We start from the raw sequence: 15,289 nt of genomic DNA on the forward strand, positions 1-15,289 counted from the left end.
AGTTTTTCAACACTATGAAAGGTCCTTGTGCTTTAAAAGTGCACAAGGACCTTTCATTTAATTATTTTATTGGAAGTGTAACAGGGTCCATCTCCTTTATTTCCATACCTTTTCCGGAGCCTAAGGAGAAATAGACCACTGGAACAAATGTAATGGACTTAGCGGATGAATGAATAGCCTGTATAGTAGCACTAGATTTATAGGAAATACCATTGTCAAGACTTCTTGCGCCATTTCCATGCACTGTATACTTATTCCCTGCATTATCTTGTAGCTCATCAAATTGCACTGTCACCTCTGGCCATTTTTTCAGCAACTCCGGATCCATTTCATATTCATAATGAATAATTGTGGACATCTCATTTTTTTCAAGGGAAGTAAATCTAGCAGTGACATCATAATTAGTAACGGTTTCATTTATTAACTGTAGCTCACCTGCAAGTTTTGAGACTTTAAAATGGAAGGCCCAATCACCCTTTACTATTTTATCTGTATTTACATAGAAAGCCTGTGGCGTCCAACTTACCTCTACTTCCTCTGGTGCTTCTTTATCAAAATAGGGTGTGACATTTGCTAACCCAACATATTTATTATCACTTATTTTTTCTAGTCGACTTCCTCCTCCCATAGCCTCAGAGCCTTTTATATCAATAAAATCACCTTGAATAAATGGATGGGACCCCAAATCTGTATCACTCTCTAGAGCAAAAGAAATCGTGAGGGAAGTACCATCAAAAACTGCATTTTCGATCATCATTGATATACCGTTACTAGTTTGAACCTGACCAATCTCTGTAGCGTAACTATCAAAATTCTCAAACATAGTGTCTTTATTATTAAAATAGCTAGCTATGTTTTTCATAAATGGAATTTGTGAGGCTAGAGTCGGAAAAGCAGTTGTTACAGTTGTTACGGTGCCGATGCCAATGATTGCCGCAGCTGATAAATGACGTACCCATTTTGGTACACGCTTTTTAACTGTTTGCTTAAAAACCCTTTGCTTTAGCTTATCCTTTTGCTGTGATGACATTTCTAGTGGTTCTATATTTTCAATATCTAAACTTAACCAATCTTTATAGCTTTTTGTCATATGAATACCTCCCTTAACTTTATGGATGTAGCTAGCTTTTTCTTCCCTCTGTATAGCCGGTTTTCTACAGCAGCCTTTGATAAATGAAGTGCCTCTGCTATCTCAGTATTCGTTAACTGTAGGAAATACTTCATCATAAAAATATCCCGATCAACACTTTCTAAGCAGCTAATAGCGAATAATAAATCGTTTCGTTGCTCCTTTTTTAGAAACTCCCGCTCTGTTTCTTTTACATCAGGCTTTTGTGAGAGCTCCTCGTCTCCCTTCTCTCTTGCTTGTTGTTTTTCAAGCCTACGAAAAATATCTATCGCTTTATATTTTGTGAGCATACCTATCCATTTTTTAAAATCTTCAGGCTGGCCTTCAAATTGTTTAGCATTTTGCCAAATAGCTAAAAACACATCATTCACACATTCTTCAATAGCATCTTTATTGATGTCTGAAAGAATTTTATAAGCTATTGCATTCACGAAACTAGAATAATGCTCTATTACATAATCAAGTGCATCTTCTTTTTTATTTTGTAAACGGCTAATGAAATTTTTAGCACTGCACCTCATCATTTCGCCTCCCTCTAAATCTCTTGAAAAAGCTTTTTCACTAACTATATCGAATACAAAGTGTTAAAACTCTCAACTTTTTAAACATTTCTTTTATAATGATTTTTATAAATGAGCATACTGTAAATTTAATAATTCATTAATCATTGTTCGGCTTTCAAAAATTAAGACTATACGCTATTCTTAAATCTCTAAGATGATTATAAAAATGAAAGGGTGTGTCCCCATGCAAGAACCAACTATTTTAGTAGTGGATGATGAGGCTGATTTAGCTAATCTGCTAAAAGTCAGTCTGCAAAAAGAGGGCTATAAGCAAATTTATACTGCAGGTACTATTCAAGAAGCATGGACAAGCTTTCAGCAGACACAACCAAATATTGTGCTACTCGATGTCATGCTTCCAGATGGTGAGGGCTATGATTTATGTAGACGAATTCGAGAAGTATCGCATGTTCCAGTCCTTTTTATGTCAGCGAAAAATGAGGAAATAGATAAAATTTTAGGGCTGGCAATTGGGGGCGATGATTATATTACAAAGCCCTTTAGTCCAAAGGAGGTTGCCTATCGCGTAAAGGCACAATTACGTAGAGCTGGCTATCAAACACAGGAGAAAACACCGAGCATTGGCGAAAAGACATTACAGGTTGGACCATTCCAGCTAAATTCTGATGAAACTGAAGTTCAGAAGGATGGCGTTTTATTGGAATTAACGGCTAAGGAAATTGGTTTAATGGCATGCTTTATGCACCATCCTAATCGAATTTTAAGTAAAGAGACTCTTTTTGAGCGTGTATGGGGAGAGGATTTTTTCGGCTCTGATAATACTGTCATGGTGCATATTCGACGTCTGCGCGAGAAAATTGAGCAGGATGCTTCTAAACCTATGTACATCACCACTGTTAAAGGACTTGGCTATAAATTTGTCCTACCGAAAGAGGCACAAGGATGAGGTGGAAACTAACAGCACGGTTTCTCCTTTCCGTACTTTCTATTGTCATCATCGTTATTTTTGTCAATACTGCTATTCTTATTGGGCTCCTCATTTATCGGCTAGCAAATGAAAATGATAGCTTTGTTCCATCTACAGAAGAAAGCTTTGTACGGGATTTCCAAAAATATATTGAGATAAGTAATGAAAAGCCTTCAATCAGTAAAGAAGGACTTGAACACTTGCATCAGCGAAATGCTTGGATTCAGTTACTTGATGTGAATGGTCAAGTTATCGATTCCCAATTCGCACCAGAGAAAGCTCTCTCACACTATGCACCTATAGATTTAATCCAAGTATATAAATACAAGGAATTTGATGCTGATACTACTGTTTATGTTGGCAGTAAGGATGATGTAAATTATCTCATTGGTATCAAGGGTAGTGGTGTGACAAGACTCGTTATGCATCTTTCTGGCACTTCATTTTTACAGTTTATTGGAAAATTCGGGTTGTTTATTGTTATTGCCGATTTATTAGTAGCTACATTGGTGGGCTGGCTTTTTGGTCGTACATTAACTAAGCCACTATATGCACTGATAGAGCGTATCCGACATTTAAAAAATCATGAGCATCAAACTGTAAAAATGCCTAGTGGTGTGTATAAACCCGTTTTTGAAAATTTAAATGAGGTATCTAGAGAATTAGCTGCACACGAGCAGGAACGCAAGCAACTAGAGTTGATGCGTGAAGAATGGATTAGTAATGTCTCACACGACATGAAAACGCCCCTTGCCTCTATTCGTGGTTATGCCGAGCTGTTAGATGATGAAACACTAACTCCTCAAGAGCAAGCTGAATACGCACAAATCATTGAGAAACAGTCATTGCATATGCAAGATTTGCTAGATGATTTAAATTTAACGATGCGCTTAAGACATCAGCAGCTTCCGCTCACACTAAGAGAAATTGACATAGTGTCGTTTATTCGTGAGATTGTGATTGATACATTAAATACGCCACACTATGAGCATGCCAATATTGAGTTTGAGGCAACCTCACATAACAGTTGCCATCAAATAGATGAGCATTTTATGCGCAGAGCTATCATGAACTTTTTACACAACGCTCTGCTTCACAATGGCCCTGATGTAACTGTCCATGTGTCTGTGGATGAGAATATTATTACGATTTCTGATAATGGCAAAGGGATAGCGGCGGCAGATTTAGAGCATATTTTTGAACGCTATTATCGTGGTACAAATACAGAACAAACAACTGGCACTGGTTTAGGCACAGCTATTGCTAGGGATATTATTGAGGCTCATGGAGGAACAGTCAGTATTACCTCCGAAGAACAAAAAGGAACAACCGTTAGCATTTATCTAAAAAGGGAGCAGTCCTAGTGGCTGCTCCTCTTTGTTATTCCATTTGATCCTGCACCTTAGCAGGTAACTCATGGAATTTGACTTCATCATATGAAGTGACTTCTGTTTCTTTTTTTACATATAGCTTTAAATAAGCATCATGGTGTAAATTTTTCTGAGCGGAGAACTTTAATGTTTTTTCTTCGCCATTTTTATTGTAAGTAGGTAGCTCATACCAATACATTTTAAAGATTTCACCGTTATTTGTCTTATATTCCTCTACTTCTCCATCAGTTGTAATATGGACATAGTAGGTGTCTTTATTTAGACGGTTAAAGTCAACAGTCATCAATACAACCAACCCTGCAACGAATAGGATAAACAATGCACCTATTCCTAAAAATACTTTTTTCATATTAATTCCCCTGTCTTACGATTTTATAAAATGCTCGTACGGTAAAGATATAATAAATAAAGTAAATAGCTGAGTATGCAACCATCCACAGTATTACTGGCTTTGTAATATTCATATTAAAAAGCTGTGAAAATGCTAGTAACGCAAACGCACTATGCACAATGCCTACGATAAGTGGTGCACTAAAGATAACAGCCACCTGCCCTGCCACTGTCTTTAGGATTTGCTTACTATTCACACCGATTTTATTTAGAATGGCATATTTCGCCTGGTCTTCCTCAGCTTCCGTTAAAATTTTGAAGTAAATAATACTGCCTGTTGCCGCTAGGAAAACTAGGCCTAGGAAGCTGCCCACAAACAATAGTGCACCAACTGTCGCTAAACTATCCTCATAGCTTTGCGGAACACTAGAGAAGGATTCTTGTTGTTCTGTGGACAATTGCTTGGAAATGTCTTGTGAAACCGCCTGTTGCTTCAAATCATTATCTAAACCAACAACCTGCATCTTTACCTCTTCAGCATTAGTAGCTGCGAACTCTTGATCATTCACCACAAGTACTGTTCCGGCTGCTATAAAGTTTAGTACGCTTTCTGTATACATTTTATCTACATGGAAGGAATCTCCGTTTTGTAACTTAAAGTCTTCTCCTGTAAAATCATGTGAAAATCGTTCATCGTATGCTGCATCAAGTAATACGGTTGATCCATCTGCAATATGCAGTTCTTGATTCTTACCTTGGAATTTCGCTAAACGATTATAATCCGACTCCTTCAATAAGGTATATTCAAAAAACGACAAATCGTTATCGACACGTAAATTTTTCACAGCAAGTGATTCATTATATAAGACATCATTCTGAGAAATTTCTACTGGATCACCCTTCCACATAAATGTATTTGGCAGCATCTGACGTACAGTGGCCTCAGCATTGTAATACATTCCAAAGACGCCACCACCAGCAGTAATAGTCGTTGCGCTTAAGATTGCAATAATCGACAACGATTTCGCATTTGCTCGTATGCGATACAACAGTTGTGAAACGCCTATTAAATTTAAGCCCTTCCAAGACCAAGACGTTGCTCGTTTTAATGCTGTTAACACAAAGACACTAACACTATGGAATAAAAGATAAGTCCCTGCAATGGTTACTCCTATGACCATTAGTGGCGTACCTAAAACGGTGAAGAATCGCCAAATTTTACTCGTAAACATATCAGAGGCGGCTGTATAATAACCAAATGCAATGAATGCTGTCCCAAGTAAAGCAGCTACTAAAGATGCACGTGGAATTTGCTCACCCTGTTTTTCAGCATGAAATAAATCAATTAATTTAAATTGGTATATAACACGATAACCTTGTAAGGATGTGAATAAAAACAATAGTGTAAAAATACCAGTTGTATTCATCAGTGCTTCCACTGAAAAAGTTAGGCTTCCAACAACCTCATAGCCCATTAATTTTACTAGGATCATTAATAGACCCTGTGACATAAAGAACCCTAGAACAATACCGAGTACTAGAGAGACTAGTCCTATGACTAAATTCTCGAAAAAAAGCATGAGACCGATCTTTTGCTTACGTACACCTAATAATGAATAGAGTGCGACTTCCTTTTTCCGTTTCTTCATGAAAAATGAATTAGAATATGCCATAAAGATGACAATAAAGAACAATAGCACAACCGAAGATGCACTCATCAATCCTTTAATTTGCTGAGAGGATTGTTTTAAGGCTGATAGATCATCATTATATTTTAGCGTCACAAACGTAAAGTAAATAACAATACTAAATACCATTGAGGCAATATATAAAAAGTAATTCGACAAATTACGCTGAATATTTTTACGCGCTAAACTAAATAACGTCATTTACTCCACCCCCGATGCTAGACAGCACCTGTAAAATCTCCTGGAAAAATTGCTTCCTTGTGAGAGTCCCACGATGAATTTCCTTAGATAGCTGCCCATCCTGAATAAATAGTATGCGCTGACAGAAGCTAGCTGCAAAGGCATCATGGGTAACCATCATAATGGTAGCTGCTTGGGATTGATTTAAATCACTTAAACTTTCAAGTAAATCTGTTGCTGACTTTGAATCTAATGCACCTGTAGGCTCATCAGCAAAGATTAATTTTGGCTCTGTCACTAACGCACGTGATGAGGCTGTACGTTGCTTTTGTCCACCTGAAATTTGGTATGGATATTTATCCAATAAATCACGAATGCCAAACAATGAGGCAATGCGATCAACTCTTGCGTTAATAGCCTTTGTTGGCATCTTCGCAATTGCAAGCGGCAAAACAATATTTTCTCGAACCGTTAAAGAATCAAGTAAGTTATAATCCTGGAAAATAAACCCTAAATTATCCCGACGAAAATCTGCTAATTCCGCATCCTTCATACGTGCTAAGTTGGTATCACCAATAATAATTTCACCAGTCGTTGGTGTATCAATCGTTGCTAATACATTGAGAAGCGTAGATTTACCTGCCCCTGAAGGACCCATTACACCAACAAACTCTCCTTTTTCTACTTCAAATGATATATTTGATAGCGCTGTAAAAGTATTTGCGCCTTTGCCGTAAGTTTTTCCAACGTTTTGAACCTTTAATAATGGCGTCATATACGCTCACCTCTTCTTTCTGACCTTAGTATACGACTCCAAACTTACAGCAAATTTGTCGTAAGCTTACAGCAACCTTAAATCAATCATTTGTCGAAAAGTTAATATCTTTTATCGAAACATTTCCCTCTTTTATCGCCCAATTTTTAATAAATATCGACATAAAAAAAGAATTCACACACAGATTGTGCATGAATTCCCCTAAACTATTGTGCTAAGACTTTCCTAATATCATCCTCAAAGCTATGTGGCTTATCTGCTGATGCGTAACGTCCAACAACCTCACCATCACGATTGACAAGGAATTTTGTAAAGTTCCACTTAATGCTGTTGCCTAAAAATCCTTTAGAGTGAGAAGTGAGATAATCAAAAATAGGATGCGCTTCTTTGCCGTTCACCTTGACAATCTCATGCATTGGGAACGTCACTCCATATGTCAGTCGACACTGTGATGCCGCCTCTTCTGCAGTCGCGAGCTCTTGCTTAAACTGATTTGACGGGAATCCAAGGACAACAAGACCTTCCTCCTGGTATTTCTCATAGAGACCCTCTAATTCCTCAAACTGCGGTGTAAAGCCACATTTTGACGCTGTATTGACAATTAGCATAGGCTTTCCCTTATATCGTTCCAGGCTATAGATAGTACCATCCTCTAAGGTTACGTTAATATCATAAATGCTCATTTCTCTACCTCCTATTTATAAACGTCCATTCTTTCTTGCAATCTGCTGCAATGGATCCCAAACACCGTTAAATGGCGGCGCATAGGCTAAATCTAAATCTAATAAATCAGGTAGTGTCATTTTACTGTATAAAGCTGTCGCAAAAACATCAATACGCTTATCAACACCAGAAGGTCCCACAATTTGAGCACCTAACAACAGTTGATCTCGCTTTCTCACAATAATTTTAATGTACATTCGTTGAGCACCAGGGTAATAACCTGCAATATGGCGAGCCGATAATTTAAAAGCCTCATAGTCAAATCCCAGCTCTTTTGCCTTCTGCTCATTAATACCCGTTGTAGCAATTGTTAAATTGAAAAATTTTAAAATAGAAGTACCCACTATGCCACGAAACGGTGCAAATTTACCAGACATATTAAGTCCAGCCAGCCGTCCCTGCTTATTAGCAGTCGTACCCAACGGTATATAATCTAAGCGTTCCTTGACAATATTGAAATGCGTAGCACAATCACCAGCAGCGTAAATATTTTCGATAGAGGTCTCTAAATGGCGATTAACAATGATTGCACCATTTTTCAACATTGCTATACCTGTTCCCTCTAAAAATTGTGTATTCGGCTTAATCCCTACAGCCATAATCACTAAATCTGTTTGGAGGGCACCTTTATCTGTCAACACTTGTTCCACACGGTGCTGACCTTCAAACGCTTCTACATCTGTATTTAGCAATAGTTCAATATCATTCTTTTTTGCCTCATCATGAACATGCTGGGCAAATTCTTCATCTAAAATTCTAGCAACATAGCTGCTTCGCTGAATTAACCTTACCTTTTTACCACATGCATGAATCGTTTCAGCCATTTCTAGACCAATATAGCCGCCACCGATAATAGTGACAGTTTTTATATCTGGTGTTAAATCGGCTAGTAAGTCCTCTAACTGAGGAATTGTTTTCACCGTGTGTATACCTGCTAAATGCGCACCTTTTTTCACTGGCATCGTTGGATCTGCACCCGTTGCGATAAGAAGTTTATCATAAGGGAGTTCAAAGGCTTCCCCAGATGCCTGTGTACCAAAAACAAGCTGCTTGTCTACGTCTATTCCATTTACTTCATAACCTACTCGTGCATCAATGCCATACTTATCACGAAATGTTTCTACATCTCTTGCAATAAGCCGCTTTGTCGATGAAATACGTCCATCCACTACATAGGGCAATCCACATTGCCCATATGAATAAATAAACCCACGCTCTAAAGATGTTATTTCTGCGCCTGGTACATTTCGATATATCTCCATTGCTGCTGACATTCCTGCAGCATCTCCCCCGATGATTACGTATTTCATTCAACAATCCCCCTTATTTTTTTCTCGTCGCCACCAATCCAGCATACTCATCAATAAACAGATGACGTTTCCCTCCACTAATTAAGACACGAGCTACATGTATGATAATTATAAGTCTAATAAGCAGTGCAGCCATAAATGCTACTAATGTAATTACTATTTGTAGTACATAGAAGGGAGAATCCATATTCAGCTTAATTTGCCCTAAAATCGCAATCATCTCTAAAAGACTAATCGTTGCTAATATCGCAAAGCAGCGTCGCCATATTTTCTGAATAATACCGTTGCCCTTTACACTAGTCATCGTAAAGCGTAAAACCTTCATACCAATAGTTGCTCCCCCTGTAATAGTCGGAACTAGACCAAATAGCAACATATACATTAGGAACTTTATAAAAAATTCAAAAATGCTATTATTAGGAACTACAGCCCCTACTACAACCAAAATAAGCTGTGCAATAAATAAATCAATAATGATGGCTAGTAATATAGATAGTGGTTTGACGATATCATTTTTTGCAATTTCTGCTGCCTTTGCCTGCACTGCCTCATGAGAAGGAAACAGCGCCCATACAATAGGTGCTAAAAAGAATCCAAGCCATGCACCAGCACTATTAAGCATTAAATCATCTACATCAAAAATACGGTACGCACAATTAAAGATGCCATAAACTCCTGTAACTTGAGTTACCTCATAAAACAATGTTAGCAAAAAGCTGATGATAAATGCACGTTTCCAGTACTCTCTTTTTTTAAGAAAATAACGCAAGTATATCCCAAATGGCATAAGTAATAAGAAATTATAAAAGGCTTGAAAAAAAGCTGGTTGCTTCGTTATATAAAGCCACGTTGAGGGACTCGTAAGAACGATTCCACTATCCTTTAAAATATCCCTAATAAATTGAAATGGGCGTAAATTATAGTGAACAGTATCCGCAGCTTGTAGCGAACAAGTATCACGAGTTGGAGGAAACGGTAATAAGACTAAACATAATGCTGATAAAAAGTAAAAAATAAAGGAGAACATAATAATCGTTTTAGATATTGATAAATAACCGTACTTTCGATACGTATAAATTAGCCAAGGTATAAACAAAGCAAAGGATAAAAAAATGGTTATAAGAAAAGCCACCATAATCGATTGTGTATATAAAGACATAAAAGCACCTCTTCGTTTTAAATTCCCGTTAATCCTAACGCTAAGTTTTAGTCTACCCTTTGAACACAACACTACTATTTCAGTAATCTTAAATAATTCTTAAATCAATTACAAATAACAATTCAAAAACTCTACCATGTGAAACAACAGACAGTAAAACTCAACCTCTTTGAAGTACAGTTACTGAGATGACAATAGAAAAATTCTTCCTATACAGCCATAGTTGGTCAATTTTTACGTACTTTAAAAAAGCTTCGATTACATTGCGGCTAAAATCTAGTGCACAAGCGAATGTTTGTGTTTATTTCTTGTTTATCACCTTTAACTTTGCCATACATATTGCAAAAAAATGAAAAGTAATTTAGCAAATTGAACAGTTTAAAAATGAGCTCATGTAGCGTAGGGATTTTACATGATGAAATAAGTATCTAACAGTAGTCATTTAAAAGTTTAATTTATGATATATGGACTATTCGGGAACTTTTTGAATATTCGGACGTATTAAATGATTATCAATTAAATCTCTAATGGGGGTGTTGTTCTTGAAAAAGTGGTCAACTTATATATGGAAATTAATTTGGGTTATTGGGTTATTTTTATTAACAATCATCAGTTATGATATTAAATATCAAATTAAAGTTATCTCAGCTACAACATATAGTATAGTTCCTGTTTTTTGGGCTAATTTTATTATTCTCTTTATGTGGGGTGTCTATTTATCACTTATTTTTATAAAAAAATGGACCATTAAAATAAATTTGCCCTTACTTATTTGTGTATTCCTTCCTTGTTTTCTCTTTTCGCTATATGTGCCATTAGCTACATTTTTGCCATTATCTTTACCCATAGGTGGTATATGGTTTAATAAAGCCGTAAGTTCTAATTTAATTGAAATGGTTGCAGGTTTAACATTCATGTTAAGCATTTTTAATAATTTAAAAAGCGAGAGTGAATAAAACAGTTTGTAATTACTACACTCAGAATTTGAGAAGTAGCTACCAAGTTGTTTATGACTTTTATTCAGCCACTTTTGGTATGACGGATTTACTACTAGCATACAGCCTTTGGGGTTGAATCAGAAGGACTTATTCTGTCCTTTTTAACAGGATTCCTTCAAAGGCTTTTTTGCATACAAAAATAAAAAGGCTGTATCGCAAAGTCGATCTACATCAACTTTGCGGACAGCCTCCATCCTTTAAATGGGTTATTAAGCTTTTGCTAATTCCTCTTTGCAGAAGGCTAAAATTTCATTTAACTCTTCATCCTCTAATGCAAAATCTAAATACTCGCCCTCTGCCTTTTCCATAATAAAGTAGTTTAAAATAAATAGCTCTTCACCTTTTTCAGCGATTAGTACTCGTATTTCAATACCGGCTTCGTGGTAAAGCTCATCTTCTTCGTCCACTTCCACGTCTAAAATAAACTCGTAACGCTTACCCTCAATTATGTTTGTTGGATCTAAAATTTCTTCCATTGAGAATTGTGTAATTTCCATCATACTAGCTCCTTTATGTTAACCTGTTCTTTTATATATTAAATCAAATTCAGCATGGGTCAACTAGAAAACTCGTATACACCTATCCTTAATTATGACACAATAAATTTAAAGAGATGCTTCTCTTACGGATACACTACATAAAAGGAGGCTTTTTCTTGAAGGAGCTATTATATTACCAAGACGTGATGCTGCGAGAATTTGATGCGACTGTTATCAGTAAAGGAACTGATGAAAATGGTAGAAACTTCATTGTGCTTTCAAATACTGCGTTTTATCCTACGGGTGGTGGACAACCACATGACACAGGGACAATAAATGGTATTGAGGTTATTGATGTTGAAAAGGTGGACGATGAAATACGACATTATATTCAGGGTGACGTTTCCATTTTGACTGGAGACGTGCAAGGGCAAATAAATTGGCAACGTCGCTTTGATCATATGCAGCAACATGCAGGGCAGCATATATTAACAGCAGCTTTTGTCGAGCTATTTAATCTACAAACTGTTAGCTTCCACTTAGGCAGTGAGCAGGTCACAATTGATCTAGCTGTGGATACAATTTCTGAAGAACAGCTTTTAGCAGCTGAAGCTCTTGCCAATGATATTATTTTAGAAAATCGTCCAATTGAAACGACGTGGATTACAGAAAATGAACTGGAGAACTATAATCTACGTAAAGATGTAGCTGTCACTGGAGATATTCGACTAGTGATTATTCCTAATTTTGATTATAACGGTTGTGGTGGGACACATCCAATCTCCACTGGACAAGTTAGCGCAATTAAAATTTTGGGCACTGAAAAAATGAAGGGCAATATTCGTGTCTCCTTTGTGTGCGGTCAGCGGGTTTTAAAAGAGCTAGCCATGCGTAAAAAAGTACTAGCTGACGTGGCAAGACAGTTAAGTGTACCTGAAGCAGAAGCCGCTGCTGCACTTGCTAAAATTTTATCAGCACAAAAAAATACGGAAAAGGCACTTTCTCATGTAAAAGACGAGCTGCTCCAATTTGAAGCAAAGGCACTCATTTCCAATAACAACCACATGATCGCTGCTGCCTTTTCTCACCGTACGATGCAGGAGCTACAAAAGCTAGCTCGTTTAATTGTTACTGAACAAACAGATGCTATCGTACTTCTTGTCACTGAAAACGAAGATAAGCTTCAGTTTGTTGCAGCAAGAGGTGCAGCAACTGAAAGAAGTATGAAAGATATAGCTGCAAAGATTTTACCGCTCATAAATGGAAAAGGTGGCGGTAATGATCAAATGGTTCAGGGCGGTGGAGAGCAGTTAATCTCTACAGGGGAACTCCTTAAAGCCATGCAAGATGTGCTTATTTAACTTTTTAAAACATAAGAAGAGCTGTCTAATCAACGACAGCTCCTTTATCTTTTAAAGTTTAAATTTCTGGGTAGCCCCATACAATCGTTTTGCCATTTCAGAAAGTTTAACAGTTTGATCGTTCATCATTTGCACTGTTTTCATTTGCTTTGTCGTAGCATCTGTCACATCATGCACGTAGTCACTTGCTGCATGAGCCGTTGCCGCCATCTCCTCCATAGAGGCTGACACTTCCTCTGTGTTCGCAGACATTTGTTCAGCTGAAGCATTCATTTCCTCAATCTGACTAGAGATTTCACCTACTGCATGTACCATTTCATCAAAACGCTCACCCAATGTTTCAATAGATACTAATCCACGTTCAACATTTTCCTCTCCCATTTCAGCTGCTTTTACTACTTCTAATGTGTAGGATTGTACTCTTTCTATAAGTACATTAATCTTTGTTGCTGATTCAGCTGTTTGCTCCGATAGCTTGCGAACCTCTTCAGCGACAACTGCAAATCCTTTGCCCGCATCTCCTGCGCGTGCTGCTTCAATCGATGCATTTAGTGCCAATAAATTTGTTTGGTCAGAAATATCCGTAATCATTTTTGAAATTAAACTAATTTCTTCGGACTCTTGTTCCAGTTTACGAATGTTTTCTATTTCCAACGAAGTCCCCTGTTGAATTTCATTCATTCGTGTAATGGAATGTTGAACAGCTTTATTACTTTCTCTAATTTTCTGGGAAATAAATTGTGTATTTGTAGCAATTGTGGAAGCCACCTCTGCAACGTTCTGAACCCCTAAAGCCATTTGTTCCATAGCTGACGCGCTTTCCTCTGCCATCGCTGTTTGACTTTGCGCACCACGATCGACCTCATTTATTGCCCCTGCTATTTGCTTAGATTGTTTTGTTACAGCATGCACATCTTCCATTAAATCGCATGAGGCTTCATTGACGGCAGTAGCTTCTTGTCCCACCTGTGAAATCATTTCCCGCATATTGTCCGTCATTTGGTCTAAAGCTTTTGACATTGTCCCCATTTCATCATGTCGTTTTAAATATTTTTCGGGGATTTCCTGAGTAAAGTCACCTTCAGATAGCCCCTCAGTAATGCGTAAAACATGACGTAGCGGTCTGCTGACAGATCGTGAAATTGCAAATGAGATAAGCAAGCCTAATATAGTGACAACAACTGTTGTAATGATGAAGTTGACTTTTAAACGTGAAAGACCTGACATCATTTCACCCTCTAGCGCAATAACACCCATTTTCCAGCCATTCTCTAAAGTGTGATAACCTAAAAGATTTGTACCTGTTTCATCATTTTGAAAGGAAAAATATCCTTGCGTATGATCAATCATTTCTTGAGCAGCTAATGCCCTCCCCGTCACTTTTCCTGTTTCTTTTGCCGCTTCTATTGGATTATATTGTTCTTTTACATAATCATGGTTGTTATGACCAATAATCGTACCTTTTCCATCTAGCATGAAGGCATAGCCACTTTCTCCAACTTTAATATCCTCTACAATTTTTGATAAATAATAGCCATCGATACGAGCTAACAATAAAGCCTTTTCGCCTGTCACTGTATCTATAGGAGAAACAATTAGAATAACTGGCTCACCTGTCACCCGACTAATTGTTATGTCGGACATAACGGATTTACCTGTAAAACCTTCCTGCACATAGGCACGGTCCCCTAAATCAGCTATAGTATCATCTAAATAATGGGCAACACCATCAGCAGTAATAATCCCAAACCCTAAATAATTCTCATTATCTGCAAGGCGCTTCGTTAAATATTTCTTTTGATCTTCAAAATTCATACTACGAATTGCTTCCTGCTCGGCAATTGCCTCTACCTCCACTAAAGTTAATTGGAAGTGCTCCTCTATGTATTTTGACACATCTGCTGCCCTAGATACTAAATTGGATTCAACCTGCTCATCCACCGCTTTCGTACTACTAATCATGGTAGATGCACCAAGCGTTCCACACGTTACAAATACTAGAGCTATAATTGCGACAACTAGTTTACCACCTATACCCTTAATCCACATATTCTTTTTTCTCACATCTCCCATATTTAACATCTTTTTTAGTATTTTTTTGTCCTTCTTCTTCAGAGTAAGGTCACAAAAAGAAGAAGTCAACAAAACTTTTCCAATAAGAATAATATTTGTTTAATAATGGCATTTACACTACTTTAATAGTGTTTACATTTCTGAACATATTACTCACTTATTTTCTCAATTACATTCGATTGGTTTTTACAATTGGATAGAA

The 15,289-nt window shown here is 37.2% G+C and carries 14 protein-coding genes; 4 read left to right on the forward strand and 10 right to left on the reverse strand.

Annotation, left to right across the window (positions count from 1 at the left end; genetic code table 11):
* Nucleotides 1-61 precede the first annotated feature (61 nt).
* Complete coding sequence (locus B2R82_RS18430; protein ID WP_286926322.1) at nt 62-1,090, reverse strand: DUF4179 domain-containing protein; 1,029 nt, start codon at nt 1,088-1,090, stop codon at nt 62-64.
* A complete protein-coding gene (locus B2R82_RS18435) occupies nt 1,087-1,650 on the reverse strand; it encodes a sigma-70 family RNA polymerase sigma factor (protein WP_286926323.1) in 564 nt (187 codons plus the stop codon). Before B2R82_RS18435 ends, B2R82_RS18430 begins: the two co-directional genes overlap by 4 nt.
* Nucleotides 1,651-1,876: 226 nt before the next feature.
* Between B2R82_RS18435 and B2R82_RS18440 the strand changes: the two genes are divergently transcribed.
* Complete coding sequence (locus B2R82_RS18440) at nt 1,877-2,599, forward strand: response regulator transcription factor (RefSeq protein ID WP_286926324.1); 723 nt, start codon at nt 1,877-1,879, stop codon at nt 2,597-2,599.
* The gene (locus B2R82_RS18445; protein ID WP_286926325.1) at nt 2,596-3,984 is read left to right on the forward strand and encodes a sensor histidine kinase; all 1,389 of its coding nucleotides are present in this window, start codon (nt 2,596-2,598) and stop codon (nt 3,982-3,984) included. Before B2R82_RS18440 ends, B2R82_RS18445 begins: the two co-directional genes overlap by 4 nt.
* A gap of 16 nt (nt 3,985-4,000) precedes the next feature.
* Here the strand turns inward: B2R82_RS18445 and B2R82_RS18450 are convergent, their stop codons facing one another.
* The 6 genes from B2R82_RS18450 to B2R82_RS18475 form a co-directional block, all read right to left on the reverse strand.
* On the reverse strand, nt 4,001-4,360 hold the full coding sequence (locus tag B2R82_RS18450) for a YxeA family protein (protein ID WP_286926326.1): 360 nt from the start codon (nt 4,358-4,360) through the stop codon (nt 4,001-4,003).
* A 1-nt stretch (nt 4,361) separates the two neighbouring features.
* Complete coding sequence (locus tag B2R82_RS18455; protein WP_286926327.1) at nt 4,362-6,230, reverse strand: ABC transporter permease; 1,869 nt, start codon at nt 6,228-6,230, stop codon at nt 4,362-4,364.
* A complete protein-coding gene (locus B2R82_RS18460) occupies nt 6,217-6,984 on the reverse strand; it encodes an ABC transporter ATP-binding protein (RefSeq protein ID WP_286926328.1) in 768 nt (255 codons plus the stop codon). The genes B2R82_RS18455 and B2R82_RS18460 overlap by 14 nt, the downstream gene beginning before the upstream one ends.
* Nucleotides 6,985-7,190: 206 nt before the next feature.
* Nucleotides 7,191-7,667: a glutathione peroxidase gene (locus tag B2R82_RS18465; RefSeq protein WP_286926329.1), complete on the reverse strand. Its 477-nt coding sequence runs from the start codon at nt 7,665-7,667 to the stop codon at nt 7,191-7,193.
* Nucleotides 7,668-7,682: 15 nt separating this feature from the next.
* On the reverse strand, nt 7,683-9,017 hold the full coding sequence (locus B2R82_RS18470) for an FAD-dependent oxidoreductase (protein ID WP_286926330.1): 1,335 nt from the start codon (nt 9,015-9,017) through the stop codon (nt 7,683-7,685).
* 13 nt (nt 9,018-9,030) lie between these two features.
* Nucleotides 9,031-10,176, reverse strand: coding sequence for a VanZ family protein (locus B2R82_RS18475; protein WP_286926331.1), 1,146 nt, complete (start codon nt 10,174-10,176; stop codon nt 9,031-9,033).
* A 542-nt stretch (nt 10,177-10,718) separates the two neighbouring features.
* Between B2R82_RS18475 and B2R82_RS18480 the strand changes: the two genes are divergently transcribed.
* Entirely contained in the window at nt 10,719-11,132 is a 414-nt protein-coding gene (locus B2R82_RS18480) for a hypothetical protein (RefSeq protein ID WP_286926332.1), read from the forward strand.
* 251 nt (nt 11,133-11,383) lie between these two features.
* Here B2R82_RS18480 and B2R82_RS18485 read toward each other — a convergent pair whose 3' ends face one another.
* Entirely contained in the window at nt 11,384-11,671 is a 288-nt protein-coding gene (locus B2R82_RS18485) for a DUF6509 family protein (RefSeq protein ID WP_054772429.1), read from the reverse strand.
* 158 nt (nt 11,672-11,829) lie between these two features.
* Between B2R82_RS18485 and B2R82_RS18490 the strand changes: the two genes are divergently transcribed.
* Complete coding sequence (locus B2R82_RS18490) at nt 11,830-13,014, forward strand: alanyl-tRNA editing protein (RefSeq protein WP_286926333.1); 1,185 nt, start codon at nt 11,830-11,832, stop codon at nt 13,012-13,014.
* A gap of 51 nt (nt 13,015-13,065) precedes the next feature.
* Here B2R82_RS18490 and B2R82_RS18495 read toward each other — a convergent pair whose 3' ends face one another.
* The gene (locus tag B2R82_RS18495) at nt 13,066-15,087 is read right to left on the reverse strand and encodes a methyl-accepting chemotaxis protein (RefSeq protein ID WP_286926334.1); all 2,022 of its coding nucleotides are present in this window, start codon (nt 15,085-15,087) and stop codon (nt 13,066-13,068) included.
* Between the last annotated feature and the right edge of the window lie 202 nt (nt 15,088-15,289).

This window comes from Lysinibacillus sp. UBA6686 (assembly GCF_002455205.1).
In the GTDB taxonomy this organism is placed as follows: Bacteria; Bacillota; Bacilli; order Bacillales_A; family Planococcaceae; genus Lysinibacillus; species Lysinibacillus pakistanensis.